Origin of the sequence: Polaribacter sp. Z014 (assembly GCF_023555435.1) — a bacterium.
Taxonomy (GTDB): domain Bacteria; phylum Bacteroidota; class Bacteroidia; order Flavobacteriales; family Flavobacteriaceae; genus Polaribacter.
The window spans coordinates 620,593-641,815 of record NZ_JALCZP010000001.1 but is presented as its reverse complement, the minus strand read 5'-3'; the positions used below and the strand labels follow the sequence as shown (position 1 = coordinate 641,815).

20 protein-coding genes are annotated in these 21,223 nt (G+C 30.3%); 9 read left to right on the top strand and 11 right to left on the bottom strand.

The annotated features are described in order from the left end of the window. Positions 1–63: 63 nt before the first annotated feature. The 3 genes from MPF19_RS02885 to MPF19_RS02875 all read right to left on the bottom strand — a co-directional run bounded on the left by MPF19_RS02885 (position 64) and on the right by MPF19_RS02875 (position 2,517). Positions 64–906: a DMT family transporter gene (locus MPF19_RS02885; RefSeq protein ID WP_249986704.1), complete on the bottom strand. Its 843-nt coding sequence runs from the start codon at positions 904–906 to the stop codon at positions 64–66. Positions 907–1,027: 121 nt separating this feature from the next. Next, the gene (locus tag MPF19_RS02880; protein WP_249986703.1) at positions 1,028–1,570 is read right to left on the bottom strand and encodes a hypothetical protein; all 543 of its coding nucleotides are present in this window, start codon (positions 1,568–1,570) and stop codon (positions 1,028–1,030) included. Between the two features lie 140 nt (positions 1,571–1,710). After that, a complete protein-coding gene (locus MPF19_RS02875; protein WP_249986702.1) occupies positions 1,711–2,517 on the bottom strand; it encodes a DNA/RNA non-specific endonuclease in 807 nt (268 codons plus the stop codon). Between the two features lie 206 nt (positions 2,518–2,723). Between MPF19_RS02875 and MPF19_RS02870 the strand changes: the two genes are divergently transcribed. Together MPF19_RS02870 and MPF19_RS02865 are read left to right on the top strand one after the other, a co-directional pair. Next, entirely contained in the window at positions 2,724–2,975 is a 252-nt protein-coding gene (locus MPF19_RS02870; RefSeq protein ID WP_203392581.1) for a hypothetical protein, read from the top strand. After that, positions 2,975–3,256: a type II toxin-antitoxin system RelE/ParE family toxin gene (locus tag MPF19_RS02865; protein WP_249986701.1), complete on the top strand. Its 282-nt coding sequence runs from the start codon at positions 2,975–2,977 to the stop codon at positions 3,254–3,256. Before MPF19_RS02870 ends, MPF19_RS02865 begins: the two co-directional genes overlap by 1 nt. A 237-nt stretch (positions 3,257–3,493) precedes the next feature. On the opposite strand, the gene ahcY is transcribed toward MPF19_RS02865, so the two are convergent. Continuing rightward, positions 3,494–4,807 (bottom strand): adenosylhomocysteinase, encoded by a 1,314-nt coding sequence (ahcY, locus tag MPF19_RS02860; protein ID WP_203392583.1) that lies wholly within the window; start codon positions 4,805–4,807, stop codon positions 3,494–3,496. 63 nt (positions 4,808–4,870) lie between these two features. Between ahcY and MPF19_RS02855 the strand changes: the two genes are divergently transcribed. Beyond that, positions 4,871–5,497 carry a 4'-phosphopantetheinyl transferase family protein gene (locus MPF19_RS02855; RefSeq protein WP_203392584.1) on the top strand — a complete coding sequence of 209 codons (627 nt, stop codon included), beginning with the start codon at positions 4,871–4,873 and terminating at the stop codon, positions 5,495–5,497. Positions 5,498–5,571: 74 nt separating this feature from the next. Here MPF19_RS02855 and MPF19_RS02850 read toward each other — a convergent pair whose 3' ends face one another. Beyond that, positions 5,572–5,922: a DUF983 domain-containing protein gene (locus MPF19_RS02850; protein WP_203392585.1), complete on the bottom strand. Its 351-nt coding sequence runs from the start codon at positions 5,920–5,922 to the stop codon at positions 5,572–5,574. A gap of 184 nt (positions 5,923–6,106) precedes the next feature. Here MPF19_RS02850 and MPF19_RS02845 point away from each other — a divergent pair, with 184 nt between their 5' ends. From MPF19_RS02845 to arfB, 5 genes are all read left to right on the top strand, one after another. Beyond that, the gene (locus MPF19_RS02845; protein ID WP_349666054.1) at positions 6,107–6,892 is read left to right on the top strand and encodes a helix-turn-helix domain-containing protein; all 786 of its coding nucleotides are present in this window, start codon (positions 6,107–6,109) and stop codon (positions 6,890–6,892) included. Positions 6,893–6,967: 75 nt separating this feature from the next. After that, positions 6,968–7,690 (top strand): phosphoglycerol geranylgeranyltransferase, encoded by a 723-nt coding sequence (locus tag MPF19_RS02840; RefSeq protein WP_249986700.1) that lies wholly within the window; start codon positions 6,968–6,970, stop codon positions 7,688–7,690. A 2-nt stretch (positions 7,691–7,692) separates the two neighbouring features. Beyond that, on the top strand, positions 7,693–8,325 hold the full coding sequence (pnuC, locus tag MPF19_RS02835) for a nicotinamide riboside transporter PnuC (RefSeq protein ID WP_249986699.1): 633 nt from the start codon (positions 7,693–7,695) through the stop codon (positions 8,323–8,325). Continuing rightward, positions 8,286–8,945 (top strand): AAA family ATPase, encoded by a 660-nt coding sequence (locus tag MPF19_RS02830; protein WP_249986698.1) that lies wholly within the window; start codon positions 8,286–8,288, stop codon positions 8,943–8,945. Before pnuC ends, MPF19_RS02830 begins: the two co-directional genes overlap by 40 nt. Before the next feature lie 90 nt (positions 8,946–9,035). Further along, complete coding sequence (gene arfB / locus MPF19_RS02825; RefSeq protein WP_249986697.1) at positions 9,036–9,440, top strand: alternative ribosome rescue aminoacyl-tRNA hydrolase ArfB; 405 nt, start codon at positions 9,036–9,038, stop codon at positions 9,438–9,440. Here arfB and MPF19_RS02820 read toward each other — a convergent pair. The 6 genes from MPF19_RS02820 to MPF19_RS02795 all read right to left on the bottom strand — a co-directional run bounded on the left by MPF19_RS02820 (position 9,437) and on the right by MPF19_RS02795 (position 18,076). Beyond that, positions 9,437–10,408, bottom strand: a complete 972-nt coding sequence (locus MPF19_RS02820; protein ID WP_249986696.1) for a phosphotransferase — start codon at positions 10,406–10,408, stop codon at positions 9,437–9,439. The genes arfB and MPF19_RS02820 overlap by 4 nt on opposite strands. Position 10,409: 1 nt before the next feature. Beyond that, the gene (locus tag MPF19_RS02815; protein ID WP_249986695.1) at positions 10,410–11,321 is read right to left on the bottom strand and encodes a nucleoside hydrolase; all 912 of its coding nucleotides are present in this window, start codon (positions 11,319–11,321) and stop codon (positions 10,410–10,412) included. A 108-nt stretch (positions 11,322–11,429) separates the two neighbouring features. Then, positions 11,430–12,878 carry a SusD/RagB family nutrient-binding outer membrane lipoprotein gene (locus MPF19_RS02810; RefSeq protein WP_249986694.1) on the bottom strand — a complete coding sequence of 483 codons (1,449 nt, stop codon included), beginning with the start codon at positions 12,876–12,878 and terminating at the stop codon, positions 11,430–11,432. A gap of 4 nt (positions 12,879–12,882) precedes the next feature. Next, positions 12,883–16,143, bottom strand: a complete 3,261-nt coding sequence (locus tag MPF19_RS02805) for a SusC/RagA family TonB-linked outer membrane protein (RefSeq protein WP_249986693.1) — start codon at positions 16,141–16,143, stop codon at positions 12,883–12,885. A gap of 63 nt (positions 16,144–16,206) precedes the next feature. Further along, the gene (locus MPF19_RS02800) at positions 16,207–16,899 is read right to left on the bottom strand and encodes a TIGR04282 family arsenosugar biosynthesis glycosyltransferase (protein WP_249986692.1); all 693 of its coding nucleotides are present in this window, start codon (positions 16,897–16,899) and stop codon (positions 16,207–16,209) included. An 88-nt stretch (positions 16,900–16,987) separates the two neighbouring features. After that, complete coding sequence (locus MPF19_RS02795; RefSeq protein ID WP_249986691.1) at positions 16,988–18,076, bottom strand: redoxin family protein; 1,089 nt, start codon at positions 18,074–18,076, stop codon at positions 16,988–16,990. A 527-nt stretch (positions 18,077–18,603) separates the two neighbouring features. On the opposite strand from MPF19_RS02795, the gene MPF19_RS02790 reads away from it, so the two are divergent. Beyond that, on the top strand, positions 18,604–20,952 hold the full coding sequence (locus MPF19_RS02790) for a TonB-dependent receptor (protein WP_249986690.1): 2,349 nt from the start codon (positions 18,604–18,606) through the stop codon (positions 20,950–20,952). Positions 20,953–21,223: the final 271 nt, after the last annotated feature.

Below are 21,223 nucleotides of genomic sequence, written 5' to 3'. Positions count from 1 at the left end.
CTCGCTAAGTTTGCAAAGAATTATGGTTGAAAATCTATGTGTTTTTTTGGCTAGTCTATAAAATTAACTACGTTTTCTTTTTAAATAGATATTATAAAGCAAACCAAACATAATTAAAAAGACGCCAAGTAAAGTCCATAAATTATAGATTTCTCCAAACCAAAATGCACCAATAGCAATCATAAAAACCACTTCTAAATACTTTAAAGGAGCAATTACATTTGTTTCATGAGATTGTAATGCCTTGGTCATATATATCTGACCAACATAGCCAAAAACACCTAGACTCAATAACAATAACCACTCTATTAAATTTGGGTTCTTCCAGTGATTGATAGACATAATTCCTCCAAATACAAAAGCCATTACCATAAAGTAATTGATAATTACTAATGGATTTTCTGTATCTCCTATTTTACGAATTACCACAAAAATTACCCCTAATGAAATTGCAGACAAAAGAACTAATAGTATTCCAATAGAATTTACATCTACACCAAAACCTTTAATAATTAATACTCCTGCGAATGCTAATAAAAATAAAAACCATTGAACTGGTTTTATTTTTTCTTTTAAGAAAATAAGTGCTAAAATAGCAGCAAAAATAGGAGAAGTATATCTTAACGAGACTGCCGTACCAATTGCTAAATAATTTAAAGCCTGAAAAAAACTGGTTAATGAAATTACGCCCGCCAAACCTCTAATTAACAATAACTTTTTATTGTTACCCAGAAAAGGAATCTTTGCTTTTAAAATTAATGGCACCGTAAAAAATAACGTACCAATAGATCTAAAAAACACAATTTGATACGCACTAAAATCATTTAAGTATTTTACAACTGTATTCATTAGTGAAAACGCAATGACACTAAAAATCATATAAAAAATTGCCTTTGAGCTTTTCATTAAAAAATTGTTTGTACTATTTTAATATAAGGCACAAAAATAACATTAAAATAAAGAAAACCCTTACAAATTAATGCAAGGGTTCTTATATTTATACAATTATTACCTTTATAGAAATGGCTTATAATTTACTTTTTGCTTTATTTAATTTTATCTTTAATTTTTGAATTTTCTCAGCATATTTTGCTTCATCAAAAGGTGAAAGTTTTCCTGCTATTTTTAATTTATCTCGTTTTTCTGTAGCTTTTTTAAGATTTCTTTCTGCTTTTACAAACTTCTTTTTTGACTTTTCTTTGTTTTTTAAAGCCTTTTCTGCTGATTTTTTTTCTTTTTCTACTTTTTTAGCTGCTTTCTCTTTTTTCTTTTGTTCCTTTTTTATGGCTTTTTCTTTGGCCTCTTTCTCTTTTGCTACTTTCTTTTCTGCTTTCTCTTTTGCTTCTTGTGCTTTTTTTGCTGCTTCAGCTTTCTTTAATTTTGCTGTAATTAAAGTAGCCTCTTTTAAAATAGCAGCTTTTTCTTCTATTTTTAAAACTTCCGTAACGTCTGCTTTATCTAAAAATATTTTTTCTTTTTTAACTTCGTAAACCTTACCTTGTTTTGTTACCTGTTGAGAGAATGTGTTTAAAGACACTGCTAAAAGTACTAGTACTATATAATATTTCATTTTTATTTGTTTTGTTATCCTATTTATAAGACACCTAAATATCAAAAAAGTAACTTCTTTTTTTAATGATTAAATTCTATTTAAAGTTTACAAACTAGCAATCAATTATTTAATACAGATTTATATTGAATAATCTTTAATTAAAAACTCCAGTTTTTATAACTACTAGAACTTTCTAACTTATTTTCGGTAGCATCATCTAATTCTTTAAAGAAATCGATACCCGTTAAAGCTTCTATCTTATCTACCGAAACTACAAATTTATATAAAGGCAAATTAGATTCTTTATGAGGCATTAAAAAAGCCAACATTTTTACCCTACCATTCGTTTTGTCTAAGATTACTTTATAAAACTGATTTGGCACAGCAACTGCTTCACTTCCAATCGTTTTTAAATTGTTTTCTAAAACGCCACCTGTTATTACAAAAACTCCATCGTTTTTCTTTGCCCAATAACGTACTTTTTGTTCTAATCTGTTCCAAACACCTGCATTAAACTTGTGTTCTTGCGGGCTAATATTACTTGTTAAAAAGGTTTCATCATGTGCTTCCTTTGAAAAACGTCTGTCTGCTGCAGGACATAAATGCCCTTTATCGTAACCCGATTTTTTATAATTACGCCAATTTGCTGCTTTGGTTTTTACGGCATTATCAATTTCAAAATAAGGTCTTTTGTAATTTGTACTACTTAAATCGGATGCTTTTAACTCGTAAGCAACCCATTCTGCTTGTTCGTATTTTTCATTATAGGATAACGAATAGTTTTGATGATGCACCACTTGATTAGTAGTACTTGTTGGTAGAAAATATTGGTTTGTAGTCGCTTTAGGAATTTTACCGTTTTCTATGATACCATTTTCTTTTTTAGCATCTAATAGTTCTTCAGAACCTAAAACAGCTACTAATATGATAATGGCTATGATGGATAGTACTTGTTTTTTTTTCAAGGTGATTATTTTAAGTTGTAAAGGTATGAAAGAATGAGAAAAAAGGATTAGGACTTTATATGAGATTCCTCAATCGCCAAAAAAGGCTCATTTCGGAATGACAGGATAATTGAGAATTCAGATATAAAGAAGTGTAAACTAATTTTAAAAAACAGGTGTTTAACTTATAGATTGGAACAAATCTATTTTTACTATATTTGTTAAGTATGAATATCCAATCAGAAAAAAATCAATTAATTCAGCAAATCATAGAACTACAAGACGGTTCTGTAATTAAAAAAGTGCGTGAATTTCTATTGAAAGAAACTAAAAATGATGATTGGTACCATTCACTTTCTTCTTCCGAAAAAGAATCTATTGCTAAAGGATTAAATGATTTAGAAAACGGAAATATTGTTTCTCATGAAGATGTTATGATTTCTGTTAAAAACAAAATTATTGCCCTTAAACAACAATAGTGGAAATTATTTGGTCTGTTGCTTCCGAAAAATCTTACTTAACGATAATTGAACAACTTTTTGATAAATGGGGAATTGAATTTGTCGAGAAATTTGAATTTCAAGTAAATCAATTGTTAACTAAAATTACAAAACATAATTATTTTTGTCCAAAATCTGAGTATTTAGATTTACATAAATGTGTTATAAATAAACATATTTCTTTGATTTATAGAATTAATAATCATCAAAAAATTGAAATTGTTTTACTAATTTTTAATAAAAGTGAACACATTTTTTAAATGCTAAAATCCGCGTTAAGGATTGAGCGGTCTGTTTGAGCTCTTTTTTATTTTTCATAAAAAAAGCGAGTAGTGAAAGCCTGTTAAAACGCCCAAAAGAGTATAGTTATTATGAGATTCCTCAATCGTCTAAAAAGGCTCATTTCGGAATGACATAAAAAAGAAAAACCCTTTCAAATTAATGAAAGGGTTTGTGTATTATGAGATTCTGAAACGAGTTCAGAATGACAGATAGATTTAGTATCTATAGTGTTCTGGTTTATAAGGACCATCTACTGTTACACCAATATAAGATGCTTGCTCTTCGCGTAATTCTGTAAGCTCTACTCCTATTTTTGCAAGGTGTAATTTTGCTACTTTTTCATCTAAATGTTTTGGTAACATATACACATCATTTCCGTATGCTTCTTTGTTTTTCCAAAGTTCTATTTGTGCTAAAGTTTGGTTTGTAAATGAGTTAGACATTACAAAACTTGGGTGACCAGTTGCACATCCTAAATTTACCAAACGTCCTTCTGCTAAAAGAACAATATCATTACCGTTGATGTTATATTTATCAACCTGAGGTTTGATAGTATCTTTTGTATGACCATAGTTTTTATTTAACCAAGCCATGTCAATTTCATTATCAAAGTGCCCAATATTACATACAATAACTTTGTCTTTCATTGCTTCGAAATGACGTCCTTGTATAATATCTTTGTTACCTGTAGTTGTAATAATAATATCTGAATTTGCAACAACAGTTTCTAATTTCTTCACTTCAAAACCGTCCATTGCAGCTTGTAAAGCACAAATAGGATCGATTTCTGTAACTGTTACAATAGAACCTGCTCCTTTAAAAGAAGCTGCTGTTCCTTTACCAACATCTCCATAACCACAAACAGTAACACGTTTACCGGCTAACATAATATCTGTTGCTCTACGAATTGCATCTACGGCAGATTCTCTACAACCATATTTGTTATCGAATTTAGATTTTGTAACAGAATCGTTTACGTTAATTGCTGGCATTGGCAATGTTCCGTTTTTTACTCTTTCGTACAATCTATGAACTCCTGTTGTAGTTTCTTCTGATAAACCGTTGATTCCTGCTGCTAATTCTGGATATTTATCCAAAACCATATTAGTTAAATCTCCACCATCATCTAAAATTAAGTTTAATGGTTTTCTGTCTTCTCCAAAGAATAAAGTTTGCTCAATACACCAGTCAAATTCTTCTTCTGTTAAACCTTTCCAAGCGTAAACTGCTGTTCCTGTAGCTGCAATTGCTGCTGCTGCTTGATCTTGTGTAGAAAAAATATTACAAGAACTCCAAGTTACTTCTGCACCTAAAGCTTGTAAAGTTTCTATTAAAACTGCTGTTTGAATTGTCATGTGTAGACAACCTGCAATTCTAGCTCCTTTTAAAGGTTGCTCGTTTTTATATTCTTCTCTTAAAGACATTAATCCTGGCATTTCTGCTTCTGCCAATAAAATTTCTTTTCTTCCCCAAGCTGCTAAAGAAATATCCTTAACTTTGTTTGGTACGTAAGCTAATTTAGTGCTCATATTATGTATATTTATATTCTAATTTTTCGAACTGCAAAGTTACGACATCCATTTTAAAAAAGTATGCCTCTTTACAAAAGTTTAACGATTAACGAAAACACCAAAGTATTCATTTGGAAAATTGATGAATCCTTTAATGAATTAAACAAGAACGTTTTACTTTCTGATAAAAGCCAGATTCGTTTAGATAGTATGAAATCTGACTTGCATCAAAGAGGATTTTTAAGTGTCCGTCATTTATTAAAAGAAGCGGGTTATTCTGATACTGATTTAATTTATGATGAATTTGGAAAACCGCATTTAAAAGATGGAAAGTATATTTCTATTACACATTCCTTTACTTTTTCTGGCTTAATTGTTTCTGATGATTTACATGTGGGTATTGACATTGAAATGCAACGTGATAAAATTTTGAAAATAGCTCATAAATTCACACATGTTAAAGAGTACGTTACCATTGCAAACCATGATGATTTAATTCGTAAACTAACCATTGTTTGGGGAGGAAAAGAGAGTTTGTATAAAATCTACGGAAAGAAACAACTACGTTTTTTAGAAAACATTTATATTGAAGATTTTAAGTTTTCTGATGTAAAAACAACCGGAGAAATTAGGTATAAAAATAGAACAACTTCTTACAAAATTCAATTTTTAGAATTTGATGGTTTTACGTGTGTCTATGCATATTAAAATATAAAGTAGTGGAATTACAAAAAATTAATCAATTTTATTTTTAAAAACATCGCTACAGAACCAATTTTCTATTAATTATCATAAAACATATAAATCCAAATAGATCTAGAAAGTCTTAAATTAAAGGTACTCAATAAAATAATCGTTGTAATTGCTAAAAGCGCAACAGTTATGTAAGAGAAGTCTAATATAAACTTAAATAAAACCATACCTGCTATCATTTCTGCTGATACAAGTGCATAAGTTACAAACATAGCTCCAAAAAAGAAACCTGGTTCTTTCTCGAATTTAAAATGACACTCACTACAAGTTGTATACATTTTAGGAGACCTAAACATAAGAAGATTCCCTAATTCACTATACATTTTCCCTTTTTTACAATTAGGACATTTACATTTTAACATATCAATTACATTTGCCATAGCATCTAATTTAATTGGACAACAAAATTATGGTGATAAAATTCTAATTAACATATAGTATAATCGCCATTTTTTGTACTTTTAGGACATTATTATGAAAATACCTGTTTTAAAAATTGATCAATTTCAAGAATCCGAGTCGTTAAAGAATTTGTATATCAATTCTTTTTCAAATCATTTGGAATTGAATAAGAAGTTAATTGACAAACCTCACAGTCATAATTTTTATTTATGTGTGCTTTTTACGGAAGGGTTTGGTAAACATGAAATTGATTTTAACTCTTATCAAGTAAACCCAGGCAAGGTTTTCTTTTTAAAACCGGGACAAACTCATTCTTGGCAGTTTGATACAAAACCAGAAGGTTTTATCTTTTTTCACTCTCAAGAATTTTACGAAATTAAGTTTTTAGATCATACCCTTCACTCGTTTCCTTTTTATTATTCGAATCAGAATCCGCCTTTCTTAGAATTGTCTCCATTAAAAATGACCGTATTAAAACTAAAGTTTGAAGAAGTTTATGCAGAATATCAACAACAAAACTTGTTAAGAGAATTAAAAATAATAAATCTTATTAATAGTATTTATATAGATTTAACAAGAGCGTACACAGCAGATGTTAATTTAGAAAAACTCGTTTCTCCTAGTTATTCTATGATACTTGAAAATCTAGAAAACTTAATACACCAACATTTTTATAAAGAGAAATTACCTAAATTTTATTCCGATCAATTAAACATCACCACCAAACATTTGAATAGAGTTGTAAAAAAAGCACTGAACAAAACCACAAGTCAATTAATTTCTGAAAGAATTATCTTAGAATCGAAAAGGTTAATTATTCATTCTGGAAATAATTTAGCTGCTATTGCAGATACGCTTCAATTTTCTGATTACGCTTATTTTTCAAGGTTCTTTAAATCTAAAACAGGTTGTACGCCAATGGATTTTAGAAAAAAATATACTTCTTAAATAAGTAATTAGTATATACATGAAAAACAGATCACTTTAATATTAATCTACTTGTAATTTCTTATTTTCGCAGTTGTGAATATTTATAAGAACATTTTATTAGCAAAAAAGGAAAACAGAAAATTACTCGCAGTTTTAATCGACCCAGAGAAAATTGATTTAAATAATATTGCTTCTTTTTTTGAAAAAGTGCATCAATCTATTACAACACATATTTTTGTTGGTGGAAGCACCGATAAAGACAGCGTAACAGATAAAGTGGTTGCAGCAATTAAAAAAGAAACTCATTTGCCTGTTGTTCTTTTTCCTGGTGATGTAAAACAAATAACACAAAAAGCAGACGGAATTCTGTTTCTAAGCTTGCTTTCTGGCAGAAACCCGGAGTATTTAATTGAACAACAAATAAAAAGTGTCCCTTTTTTAAAGGATTCCTCTTTAGAAATTCTACCAACGGGTTACATTTTAATTGACGGACAAAAAGATACAGCAACCCAAAAAGTAAGTAACACAAAACCAATTGCTCAAGAAAACACCGAACTCATTTTAAACACCGCTTTAGCTGGCGAATTTTCTGGTAAAAAACTAATTTACCTAGAAGCCGGTTCCGGAGCGACTGAGGCAGTCAGCCATATTATTATCACTGTTGTGAAAAAAAATTTAAACATTCCTTTAATTGTTGGTGGTGGTATTCGTTCTAAAAAACAATTAGAAAATGCTTTTAATGCAGGTGCCGATTTAGTGGTTATTGGTACCGCTTTTGAAAATGATGAAGCGTTTTTTAAAGACTTAAAAAAATAAAAATGTCAGAAATTATCGATTTCCTTTTCGGACAATACAAAACCTATTCTACTATAGATATTACTTTAGAGGTTGTTGCTATAATATTCGGTTTTTTATCGGTTTGGTATTCTAAACAGAATAAAATTTGGGTATTCCCAACGGGAATGGTTAGTACACTTATTTTTGTATACCTCCTTTTAAAATGGGAACTTTTAGGTGATATGATGATCAACGCCTACTACTTTATAATGAGTGTTTATGGTTGGTACATTTGGACTTATAAAAGTGATGGAGAACATGAAACACCGATTTCTAGAACTACTTTAAAAGAAAAGAAACTTAGCGTTTTTATTTTTATAGCAACCCTTATTTTTGTGTATGCCGTATATACTTATTTCGAAAAATGGACGAGTTGGACGGCTTATGTAGACACTGTTACAACGGCAATTTTCTTTGTGGGTATGTGGTTAATGGCAAAACGAAAAATAGAAAACTGGATTTATTGGATTGTTGGAGACATCATTTCTGCACCTTTATATTTTTATAAGGGGTTTACTTTTACGAGTTTTCAATATTTAATATTTACTTTTATAGCAATATCAGGTTATTTAGCATGGAAAAAGAACTTAAACAAGCCCCAATTAACATCGTAAAAGTTGTTTTATTCGGACCAGAATCTTCAGGAAAAACAACTCTTTCTCGTCATTTGGCACGTTATTACAATACGGTTTGGGCACCAGAATTTGCGCGTGAATACTTGCAAGAAAAATGGAACAACGAGCGTAAAACGTGCGAAAAAAAAGATTTACTTCCTATTGCCATCGGACAAATGAAATTAGAAAATTCTTTAGCAAAAAAAGCTGATAAAATTTTAATTTGCGATACCGATTTACTAGAAACCAAAGTATACTCAGAAGAGTTTTATGGTGGTTTTGTTGATGAAAGACTAAACGAAGCGGCAAGCGAAAACCAGTATGATTTGTATTTGTTAACTTACATTGATACGCCTTGGGAAGAAGATGATTTACGGGACAGACCAGAACTGCGTTTAGAGATGTTTAATGCTTTTGAAAAATCTTTAATAGACAATAACAGGCCTTATATTCTACTAAAAGGCGATAAAGAAACGCGTTTAAAAAATGCCACTGCAGCTATAAATAAAATTATTGCTGATAAAAATGATTTACATTCGTTTTCTGATTCATTAGAAGATGTAGACATGCATTTTTTATATCAAAATTCTATAGATTTTGGTACTCCTTTTGAGTACTAAAAAAGTACGTCTGATCGAGCGCAGTCGAGAGCTGTTTAACTTCTCATAATTAAATAAACCTCTCGACTGCGCTTGAGGTGATAAAAAAATATGAACAAAGAAAACATACTAAAAGAACTCAATTTTAAAGGTATTAGAAGCTCTGGTGCTGGTGGACAACATGTAAATAAAACCTCCTCTAAAATTGAATTAACTTTCGATTTAGAAAACTCTCTTTCTCTTTCTGAGATAGAAAAAGAGCTTTTAAAATCCAAACTTTCAAGCAAGTTAACAAAAGAAAATAACCTCATCTTATTTTGTGAAGAAACACGTTCTCAACACAGAAACAAAGACTTGGCAATCAAACGGTTTTTAGAATTATTACGTGTCAATTTAATTCGTCCGAAAAAAAGAAGACCTACAAAACCAAGTAAATCTTCTGTTCGAAAAAACGCAGAAAAGAAAAAAAGAACTTCTGTAAAAAAAGCTTTGAGAAAAAAACCTGGTTTAGATTAATCAGTAATTAACAACTTTGCTATTTCTAGCAATTCTTTCTTTTCATCTAAAGTTCTATCTAAAGGAAGTTGGGCTATACCAATTAACCTTCTCATAATTTCAATTCCTGTTATTTGCAAGAAAAGGCGTTCATCAAACTTTAATGTATACGCTTTTTTAACAGTAGAAATTAATAATTTATTTCCAGTTGCCATTACCATATGTGCCGCCATAACTCCCAAATCGAATTCTGGAAAACCTTTAAAACTAAATTCAGGGTCAATTACAAATACCTCATCTTTTTTGGTCATCCAACTACCAGGATAATAATCTCCGTGTAGTAAAGTTGTTCCTTCGGATAAATAACGTTTACCAACTAAAGTAATTTGCTCTTTTAATTTTTCATCATTTTTATAAGCTTGTGACACTGCTTCTAATCCATCTTGAATGGTATCTAAAGAAAAACCATTATCAACAGCAAAAGGCAAAACAAATATATGTTGATGATTTAACACACGTAATTCTTTGTTTTCTGGATACGTCTCAGAAACATCACTTTTATGAATATTAGAAAGAATATCTACCAACAGCTGAATTGATTCCGTTTCAATAACACGGTTTTTATAAAGAAAACTCATGTCTTCACAATTCCCTAAATCTTCTAAAATCAATACATAATTTTTAGCATCGTAAGCAAGAACTTTAGGAATATGAGACGTTACAGCAGGACTTTCAATAGCTTTATAAAATTGATATTCTACATCAATTCGGTCTTCTGGCGCAGGAATATCTTGATATTTCTGTACAAAAGGACGCGATTGTTTTACAATAAAAGAACGTTGATTGGTTTTTACACGCAACACCACATTCATGTTCCCTTCTCCTGGTTTTTCTACGGATAAAATTTCTTCAGACTCCTTTAAAAAATTGATTTCTAATAGAAATTCTTTGATGATTTTTAAATCTGTATGTATATCAATATACTTCATATTACAATTTATTAAGGTGTTTCCAAAAAGCCTTTTCCATTGCTTTTTGATCTAAATCGGTGTACACACCGATAGTGCGTTTTGTATTTTCTTCTGGTGTTTCTAAAGGCGTTATTGTTGCATATTCTGGGTTTATTAAAGCCTCAATAAGAGCAACATCCCACATTACCCATTTTTTCTTTTTAGGATCTTTTTTAGTCCACCAACGATTATACGTATCCCAACGATTTACTAAGATGTCTTTAATGCCACCTTTTCCTTTTAACTGCTTATCTATCGTTTTCTTTTTAAAAACTAAATGCTGAGAAGTAGTTGCCGTCATTACATTAAACTCTAAATCAACCGTATTTAAAAGAACATCCACTGCAAGTGGATCATTACCCGAATTGAACTCTTTTTTGTTATACGTATTCGTTTTTACGGTGTGCCAAAAACCAAGATAATTTACTCGGATTTTAGAAATGATAGAAGGATCTTCTAAAATTGCAGAAGCAACATTGGTACAAGAACCTAAAATAACCAAATCTAACTTTTCGTTACCTTTCATTTCGTGAGCTTTCTCAATAATAAATTTAGAAGCTTCCGAAGGAGAAGGTGTTGTCATAGACGCTAACGGAACATTACTACCCAAAGGCAATTTAATTTCTGGGCGGTTCATCACTTTAATTATTTGCTCATTAATAGCCTGACTTTCACCAACCGTATTATCAGTTGCTTGTGGCGATGTATGAAACTGTGCAGAAGTAATACCTAAAAGATGAAGTGCAGGTTCATCTATAGCACGTACCAGCGCAAAAAGATCATCAACTTCATTTGCGGTGTCTGCATCAATAATTAAATGTATCGGTTTTTGTTGTGCTTCTGCAAAGGCAGAAACCAACAAAAGGAATATAAATGTGTATATCGTTTTCATGTAATTTGTCATTATATAAGATGTTTTATATTTCAATTGTAAACAAACATTTTTAAAGTATAAATTATGGGTTTACCTCTCTTTATTTCTAATTTAAAGATTAAAAAATTAATCTTTCTCCCACCAACCTTTACTATTAATATTGTCTCCACCAATTCTTTCTGCAGCTTCTTTATAATTAGCGCTGTTAGAAGCTTGTTCAGACTCTGGATACAGATAACGAACTGGGTAACGGTCTTGGTTAAAATTATCTGGACCAGCTACTAAATTAGGAATTCCTGTTCTACGAACATTAAACCAAGCTTCATGACCTACAGAAATTAAACTCAACCATTTTTGAGTCATAATTTTTGTGATATCATCTTCACTTCCGTCTAAAGCAATAGCAGTTCTTGTAAAATAATCTGCAGGAATTTCTGTATTGTAATAAGCAAAACTAGCTGCAATTCCGTTTTGATAATATGTATTAGCATCACCAGAAATAAAACCTTTTACAACAGCTTCTGCCAAAGCAAATTGAGTTTCGGAATATTGCATGTATTGTGCATCTACGCCATTAGGAATATCTCTAAAAATACTTCCGAATAAAGAAATATTATTTAAATCTACACCACTAGCTGCAATACTATTATTCGATTGTCCGTTTAATAAACCATGAAATTCTGCGGTTGTATTAGCAGTTGCATTTGTAGGTTTGTATAAAACTGCCATTCTAGGATCGTTCCAAGATTTTAAAATTTCTTCTACAGTAATTGTCATGGTATGTTCATTATTAATACCAGAAGCTGCATTAAATAAAGGAAATTGGTTTGGTGATGCACTTAAATAAGGAAGAACAGCATTATCATTGTTAGATTGCATGATGCTACCGGAATCTGCCAAAGCTTGCAAATCTGAAAAATCACTTAAACGTTTACTAATACGCATTAAATAACGGACTTGTAACGAGTTTGCAAATTTTATCCATTTACTTAAATCTCCATTAAATAAAACATCACCTTCAATAATAGCATTGTTGTTTTCTAATGTTGCGGCAGCATTTTTTAAAGTAGCTAAAATACCTGTTTCAGGATCTGTGTAAATACTTTCTTGTGTATCATATTTAGGCGAAAAAACACCATCAATAGCTCCTAAAGCTTGTGTATACGGAACATCACTCCATAAATCGGTAAGTTGAGAAAATAAATAACTTTTCATAATATCACCAACCGCATTATAAGCACTGTTTGTGGTTTCTGAATTTTGTATCGATTCTATGTCAGACAGTAAACCAAAAATAGCGTTCCAATAGCCACTATTAGATCCCATTTCATAACGATCAATACGTTCAAACTCAATACTAGCCGAAAATTGGGCTAAATAATTAGCTTGTCTAAAACCTTGACCGAATGCATTTAAATCTGAAGAAACCGAAAGAACATTGGTTAATAAAAATTGCGGAGCAACAGATTCTGGATTATTATTATTTGTATTAATTTCTTCGAAACCGTTAGTACACGCAGTAAAAAATGTACTAAAAATGAAGATTGCTAAAAATATATTTTTATAATTTTTCATTTTCTTAAAATTCAGTTTTAATACTAATTCCGAAACTTCTTGTAGATGGGTATGAGAAATCTTCAACACCCTGTGTTATACTTTGTCCTTGTAAAGCATTTAGTTCAGGATCAAAATGAGGGTTTTCTGTAAATAAGAATAAATTACTACCTGTTAACCCAATTTTTATTTTTTGGAATCCAATTCTATTGACTAAGCTTTTATTAAACTTATAATAAATACTTAATTGTCTTAATTTTAAATAAGAAGCATCATATAATGCACTTGCTTCATTACCTCTATCAAAAAAGGTATTATTGTATGTTTGTGCAGAAACATTAGTAGTGTTTGCAACATATTGTGGTGCTGCATCTGTACCAATATTAACTACACCGTTACCTACAATACCTGTTTCTCTACCTATTAAAGTTTCTTTTAATACGCCAGAAGTGCTTCCTAAAGCTTTCGTTCTTGAAACGATTGTTCCACCTTGTCTCCAATCGAATAAAAAGGATAGGTTTATATTTTTATAGGTAAAGTTATTATTAAAACCTACTTGAAAATCTGGATTATAATTTCCTAATAAGCGTAAATTAGGATCTTGTACAGGTAAACCATTAGCATTGTGAAGAATTTTTCCATCAATTTCTACAAAACCAGTACCAAACATATCTCCAACTCTACCACCTTCTTGGGCAATATAAAAAACACTATTAGAACCGCCAGAACCAGAAAACACGTCTGCAGAACCTGTTACAAATTGATCTACTCCTTCTGGTAATTCTGTAACAATACTTTTAGAAGTAGAAAAATTTACAGAGCTTTCCCATTTAAAATCTTTATTTTTAATAGCAATACCACTCAATAAAACTTCTAAACCTCTCGTACGAACTTCACCACCGTTTATGTTAAAATTACCGAAACCACTTGCTTGAGAAATAGGACTAGATATAATTTGGTCTACACTAGTATTTTGATAAGCAGAAACATCTACTTGTAATCGATTTTTAAAAAACCAAGCTTCAACACCCGTTTCTAGAGCATTTAATCTTTCTGGTTTTAAATTGGAATTCTTTAGTACATTCTCATTGGTTACACGAAAATTGGTTCCGTAATTTTGATTTAATAAAAAGTTCTGATTGTTTTGATAAGGATCTGTATCATTACCAACACTTGCGCCACTAAAACGAAGTTTTAAGAAAGAGATTGCTTCAGGTAATGTCACTAACTTACTAATTACTGCACTTACGCCGGCAGAATAATATCCAAAAGAATTGTTATTGGCAGGTAAAGTACTACTCCAATCATTTCTATAAGAAACATCAAAATAAAGAGCATCTTTATAGTTTACATTACTAGTAGCATATACACTATTTATTCTTTTAGTAAACGTATTACTTTCTGCAACCAAAGCAGCTTTGGAGTTTGCAAGTGTAAAAATATCTGGAATAGCTAGTTGAGGTGCTAAAGTATAACTGTATTCTATTTCTTGATCAAAACGGTTAGCACCTGCACTTACATTGTATTTCCAATTTTTATTAATTACATCATCATACGAGATTAATACATCTGTGTTTAATTCTTTAAAAAACACATTATCTTCTCTATAAGAACCTTCTAAATTTGCATTGGTACTTACAGCACGTCTAAATTCTCGCTTATCATTATAAGTATCTAAACCAGCACGTACGGTTGCAGTTAATTTGTCTGTAATATTGTAAACAGCGGCAGCGTTTCCTAAAAATCTGTTTTTATTAAAACTGTTGGTGTTTTCAAAAACAGTTAAATAAGGGTTTGTTAACCAGTTGTAGTTAATATCAAAATGCTGAGAACCTTCTTGCCCTGCTTGCCAATAATTTCTAAAAGAATTAATATTTGCTTGTCTACCTGTCCAATTAAAACCATAAAGAGGATTTTCATATCCGTATCCTAAATTAGGACGGTTTCCACTTCTTGTATTAATATAATTAACAAAAGCATTTACATGTAACTTTTTGTGCAGTTCTTGGTTTAAACTTATAGAAATACCATCTCTTTTTAAATCGGTATTTGGTACAATTCCTTCGTTTATTAAATTACTATACGAAAATCTACTACTTCCTTTATCGCCAGAAGAGCTAATAGCAATATTGTTTTGCTTCGTAATTCCGGTTTTAAAAAAATCACGCACATTATTAGGATTAGAAACCCAAGCAGTAGGTGTAATTGGTGTTAAAGTTCCGTCTGCTTGTGTTCTTGCAATAACGTCTCCAGCACGAACTATATTTCCGTTAATATCTACAGATGGACTATCAAATTGATTGATTAAAAAACCTTGATCTAAACGCGGACCGTAACTACTTAAACCACCATCGTTAACACCAGCTCCAGCACCATTTTGAAATGAATATTGACCATTAGAACCACCTCCATATACATTTTGATAATCTGGTAAGGTTAATAAAGTTTCTATGGTTAAAGAGCTATTAATACTAACACCTAAACCTTTTTTATTTTTCCCTCTTTTGGTAGTGATTAATACCACTCCATTAGCAGCTCTTGCTCCATATAAAGCAGCAGAACCAGCCCCTTTTAAAATAGAGATAGAAGCAATATCATCCGGACTAATTTCAGATGCTCCATTACCATAATCTACTTCTTGTAAAGAACCATCGTTTACTAAATCGCTTGTAATTTGCTCATTACTAATAGGTACACCATCAACAACAAATAAAGGTTGATTGGAGCTACTTAAAGAATTCTCTCCACGAATAACAATACGAGAAGAAGATCCTACACCAGAAGAACCATTGGTAACTTTTACACCAGCAACTTGTCCTGCAAGGCTATTTACCACGTTCGTAAGCGTAACTTCTGTAAGAGCCGCAGGTTTTATAGTGGTTACGGAAGATACTAAAGATTGCTTTTCTCTTTTAATACCTAAAGCAGTAACAACAACTTCGTTTAATATTTCTTGCTGAAATGAAGCCGGAAACAGTAACAATTTAACCACCGATTCTTCATTAGAACGCACATCTACCAAATCAGAAATAGTGGTTCCGTATGTTTTGTTTCCATCAAAAATAACTTGATAACCGTTTGCAGCGCCAATGGAATTAAAAGAAGCTTTACCTACTTCGTTTGTGGTCTTTTTTGCTTCATAACCTTGTTGATCATTAACAAGAATAACAGTTATGTTTTTAATTGGTGCTTTAGTATTATAATCTATGGCGTACACCACAAGATCTTCTTGAGCACTTAGGCTAATAGTAAATAGCGCAAGTAACCCGAAAAATAAATTCTTCATTAGTTTGAGTTAAAATGTATGTAAAATAATAAGTCCTGTTTTTACAGAAAATTGTACTTATAATTAATTACAAACCAATGGAGGTCCTTTATTATATGGGTGATTTAAAGAAGCTTCTTTAAATTGTTGAAGAATGTATTTGCTTACTTTTAAAATTACTACTTGTAGGTTTTGTAATAATTTAAGAGCTTTTATTTTTAGAAAAGAAAGTGACGCAATGTTTTTAGAAATATCTAACTCTTCATCTAAATCGTATAAATAAGGAAGTGTAGCAGTTGCTATTTCTTTTGCTGATAAAAGTGTTTTTAATTCTTTATATAATGTTGATGATTCCCAAGGAAGTGAAAGAAATTCTGAGGCTTTAAATTGATCTTTACGTATACCTAAAAGATAAAAACCACCATCGTAAGAAGGTCCAATAGGTATTTGATTGTTTTCTACGGATTCTATGGCAGCACGAAGATGCTTTTTTTCTAAACCTAAAGTATCGTTACCAACTGTTATAACATTATTATACCCTTTTTTAAAAATATCGGAAACAGTATTTACATAACGTTCACCAAAATTATTTCCTTTTTGGTCTTTCTCTGTATAATGAAAATAGTCTACGCCTAAAGAACTAACTTTTTCTTTAATTAAAGCATTCAGTTTGCTAGCCGTATCCTTTTTTTGAAGGAAAGGCTTACGTAAATTTTCGGCTTCTTGCGAAAGCGAAAAGATAAGAATAGCAGTTTTAGAATGTTTTAAATTGATCAAAAAAAATATTTTAAATTGTAACAGTCGTAATTATATATAGCAAATTACAAAAGCTAAAATAATAAATAAGATGATATATAATTTAAATTTACTCTTTACCCAATAATACTTTATCCAATTCTTTTTCTAAATCATCATTATATTCTACTTTTTTTAAAACTTTCCCTTCTTCGCTTATAATAAAAGTAATTGGTATGGATGATATATCATATTGTAATGCAACCGGATCAATATTAATCTTAGTTAGTTTAGAAAAATTTGGCCAATTTATTTCTAATTTATCACTTGCATTTTTCCACATTTCTCTTCTTATATCAAATGAATAACTTACAATCTGAAAATTTTTGTCTTTGTATTTTTCTATTAACGAAGGAAATTCTTCTTTTATTTGTTTTATACACGGAGGACACCAACCTGCCCAAAAATCTAACAGCACTACTTTGCCTTTAAAATCACTTAATTTCACTTCTTCTCCGTCTAAGTTTTTTCCGATAATATCTGCAATATCATCGCCTTCTTTAACTCGTTTTAAGTGTAAAAAATCATCCAATATTTTTCCGTAACTAGATTTTTTTAGTTCTAAAGGGAGTTGGCTAAAATAGTCCTCTAGCTCCTCTTTTTTTAAATCAAACCTGTAATCTAAGATTTTTGATAAAGAAAAATAATTATTAGGATTCTCTAAAATAAATTCTAATGAAGTACTTGTAATTGAATCTCTAAATTGTTTAAATTGTTCTTCAGAAATAATTCCTGAGCTTTTTTTCTGAGATATTTCTATTTTCCTGTCTGTTAAGGGCTTCAAAAATTCTAAATGACGAAGTGCAATTTTTTGTGTTTCACTTCCAACAACATAATTACTATATTCTTCTTTATTTTCTAAAAGTTGATTTTTAGAACTATTGATTTTAATTTCTTTATTTTCTAACCAAAAACGAATAGATACATCAGAAATATAAATACCAACAAGTGTAGGATCATTTAATGCTCCTTTAAAAGTAAATTTATTATTTATGATAATTGTAGAGTCAATATCTTTATATGTATTAACATTAAATAAATAAACTTTTGTACTGTCTTTTAAACCTATAACATTTGCTTCTACAATATAACCACTTTGTTTTTTTTGACAAGATGTTAAGCCAATTATAAGACATAAAATTACAATACTTTTTTTCATTTTGATGATTTTGATTTTCTAAAGATAGAAAAAAACATTAACTACTAATATATTACAATTTTATTTTAATAAAGTTAGCAAACAAGCTTAGCCCTGATTGCAGCGGCATCCTTTTTTTGTTTTTCACAAAAAAAGATATAGCGAAAAGCAGGAAATAGCTTCAAAAAAAAAAGCTTTTGTTATTCTTTATGTCAAAAAACTGAGGTAATTTTGCAGCGTTCTCATAAAGGGGTGCTTTTTAGTTGGCAGTTTCAGTTATCAGTTTTCAGTCTCAACAGACTTTTTATACTTTTAACGATATAAACTTTCAACTTTTTAAGGCTGAGATCATACCCAATGAACCTAGAACAGATAATGCTGTTTAGGGAGGCGATAATCGCCATTTTGCATAACACATCGTTATGTAGCATAAAACAATTTAACTGAAAATTATTTTGTTCTTATTTTACATAAATGATAAACACTAATTATTCAACATAAATCACAAGAATAATTACCTCTTTTTATTCGTTTTAAATTATTTTAAAATGAAAAAAATTACCTTTTTTTTATTCTTGTTTGCAGGTATATTTGCAAACGCCCAGTCGTTAACTTTAAAAGGAAAAGTAGTAGACGAACACCATGAATCTTTGCCAGGAGCCACTATTTTGGTGAAAGAAAACAACAAAGGAACTTCTACCGATTTTGATGGAAAGTTTCAATTAAATCTACTAAAAGGAGACTACACCATTCAGGTTTCATATATTGGTTATAACACCGTTTCTAAAGAAATTTCTTTAGACAAAAACAATAAAATTGAGTTTACTTTAACACCAAATGCTACGGTATTAGAAGAAGTATTGGTTTCTGCTGTTCGTGTAAAAGCAGATGCTCCTGTAACACATTCTAATTTATCTAAAAAAGAAATTGCCAAGCGTAATTTAGGGCAGGATATTCCTGTTTTATTAAAATATTTACCATCTGTTATTTCTTCTTCTGATGCTGGAGCTGGAGTTGGGTATACGTATATTCGTGTTCGTGGATCTGATGCTACTCGTGTAAATGTTACTGTAAATGGAATTCCTTATAACGATGCTGAAAGCCAAGGATCATTTTGGGTAAATATGGGAGATTTTGCCTCTTCTACACAAAGTTTACAATTGCAACGTGGTGTTGGTACTTCTACCAATGGTTCTGGTGCTTTTGGTGCGAGTTTAAATATTTTAACGGATGCTATTTCTGAAGAAGCGGGCGGAGAAATTTCTAATTCTTTTGGCTCTTACGGTACAAGAAAACATACTGTAAAATTTACAACAGGAAAAGTAAATGATCATTTTGAGTTTGCAGGTCGTTTATCAAATATTTATTCTGATGGTTATGTAGACAGAGCTTCTACAGATTTAAAATCTTATTTTTTACAAGGAAGTTATGCCGATGAAAATACGTTGATTAAAGCATTGGCTTTTGGTGGTAGTGAAAAAACATATCAGGCTTGGTATGGTTTAGAAGCAGATCAATTAAAAGAAGATAGACGTCAAAACCCGTATACGTATGATAATGAAACGGATAATTACTGGCAAGATCATTACCAATTACATTGGAATGAAAAACTGAATGAAAATTGGTCTACTACTATTGGTTTAAATTACACGAGAGGAAAAGGGTATTTTGAGCAATTTAAAGGAGAAAGTGCAATATCTAAATACAACGGAATTGTTTCTGAAACCGCCACTACTTGGGATGGAAAACCTGCTACAGATTTAATTGTTCGTCGTTGGTTAGATAATCATTTTTATGTAGCAAACGGAAATGCAACTTATAAAAAAAATAAATTAGAAGTGGTCTCTGGTTTTTCTTATAGTTACTACAAAGGAGATCATTTTGGAGAAGTTATTTGGGCTAAAGAATTTGCTGCTACAGCTAATATTAGAGATAGATATTACTTTAGTGATGCTTCTAAAAAAGATTTTAGTGTTTTTTCTAAAGCAACTTTTAATATTTTAGAGAACCTTAAAGCTTTTGTAGATATACAAGGTCGTTTTGTAAATTATAAAACAGGTGGTTTAACGTCTGATAGAAATGTATTAAATGTTGGTGAAAAGTTTAATTTCTTTAATCCTAAATTAGGTTTTACACACACAATAAACAGCAACAATAGCTTATACCTTTCTTTTGCAAAAGCAAATAAAGAACCTAATAGAAATGACTATAAAAATGGAGAAAACGTAAAACATGAATCTTTAGATGATTATGAGTTAGGTTGGCGTTTAAAAAGCAATACGGTACAATTAAACACCAATATATACTATATGTCTTATGACAACCAATTAATACAAACAGGTGGTTTAAACGATGTTGGAGATTATTTACGTGAAAACACTAAAGATAGTTATCGATTAGGTTTAGAGATTGATGGTAATGTTAAAATATCTGACCAATTTAGCATTAACCAGAACATAACTTTAAGTAAAAATAAAATTAAAAACTTTATATTAGATAGAGACGGAACAGAAACAAATATTGGTACAACTAATATTGCTTTCTCGCCGAGTCTTATTACAAGTAATGCTTTAGTTTATCAACCAACAAATAATTTTCAGTTATCATTTTTAACTAAATATGTTGGAGAACAATATTTAAGCAATACAAATACTGAAGCTTCGAAATTAGAAAGTTACTTTACAAGCGATTTAAATTTTATCTATGAAATAAAAACATCTTCTATTTTTAAATCTATCGTATTTACTGGTGTTGTAAATAACATTTTTAATAAAGAATATGTGGATAGAGGGTATACTTATTTAAACAATTGGTCTAAGTCAACCTCTTTTGAAGTACAAGGTTATTTCCCGCAAGCAACTAGAAACTTTTTAGTAGGAGTTACCTTAAAGTTTTAATAAACCATCATTTTTTAATAATTTTTGATTAAAATTGATCAAAAAACAAACAAAACGAGCATTTTCTTTGGAAAATAGCTCGTTTTGTTGTATATTAAAATCTTATGAAAAATACTTCTCTTTTCAAAACAAAAAATACAAGAAATTATTCAATTGATACACATCAATTAAGCTACTTTATTCTTCCTGCTTTCTAGTTTTTTTTCTTTCAGATTACCACTTTCCAATACTATTAAAAGAATACTGTTCTTTTAATAGCTTCGTACTTTCA

Coding starts and splice junctions, on each gene's coding strand:
- MPF19_RS02810 (WP_249986694.1), bottom strand. CDS start 12,878: ATGAAAAATTATAAAAATATATTTTTAGCAATCTTCATTTTTAGTACA.
- MPF19_RS02790 (WP_249986690.1), top strand. CDS start 18,604: ATGAAAAAAATTACCTTTTTTTTATTCTTGTTTGCAGGTATATTTGCA.
- MPF19_RS02815 (WP_249986695.1), bottom strand. CDS start 11,321: ATGAAAACGATATACACATTTATATTCCTTTTGTTGGTTTCTGCCTTT.
- MPF19_RS02805 (WP_249986693.1), bottom strand. CDS start 16,143: ATGAAGAATTTATTTTTCGGGTTACTTGCGCTATTTACTATTAGCCTA.
- MPF19_RS02870 (WP_203392581.1), top strand. CDS start 2,724: ATGAATATCCAATCAGAAAAAAATCAATTAATTCAGCAAATCATAGAA.
- MPF19_RS02820 (WP_249986696.1), bottom strand. CDS start 10,408: ATGAAGTATATTGATATACATACAGATTTAAAAATCATCAAAGAATTT.
- arfB (WP_249986697.1), top strand. CDS start 9,036: ATGAACAAAGAAAACATACTAAAAGAACTCAATTTTAAAGGTATTAGA.
- MPF19_RS02855 (WP_203392584.1), top strand. CDS start 4,871: ATGCCTCTTTACAAAAGTTTAACGATTAACGAAAACACCAAAGTATTC.
- MPF19_RS02795 (WP_249986691.1), bottom strand. CDS start 18,076: ATGAAAAAAAGTATTGTAATTTTATGTCTTATAATTGGCTTAACATCT.
- ahcY (WP_203392583.1), bottom strand. CDS start 4,807: ATGAGCACTAAATTAGCTTACGTACCAAACAAAGTTAAGGATATTTCT.
- MPF19_RS02850 (WP_203392585.1), bottom strand. CDS start 5,922: ATGGCAAATGTAATTGATATGTTAAAATGTAAATGTCCTAATTGTAAA.
- MPF19_RS02830 (WP_249986698.1), top strand. CDS start 8,286: ATGGAAAAAGAACTTAAACAAGCCCCAATTAACATCGTAAAAGTTGTT.
- MPF19_RS02880 (WP_249986703.1), bottom strand. CDS start 1,570: ATGAAATATTATATAGTACTAGTACTTTTAGCAGTGTCTTTAAACACA.
- pnuC (WP_249986699.1), top strand. CDS start 7,693: ATGTCAGAAATTATCGATTTCCTTTTCGGACAATACAAAACCTATTCT.
- MPF19_RS02885 (WP_249986704.1), bottom strand. CDS start 906: ATGAAAAGCTCAAAGGCAATTTTTTATATGATTTTTAGTGTCATTGCG.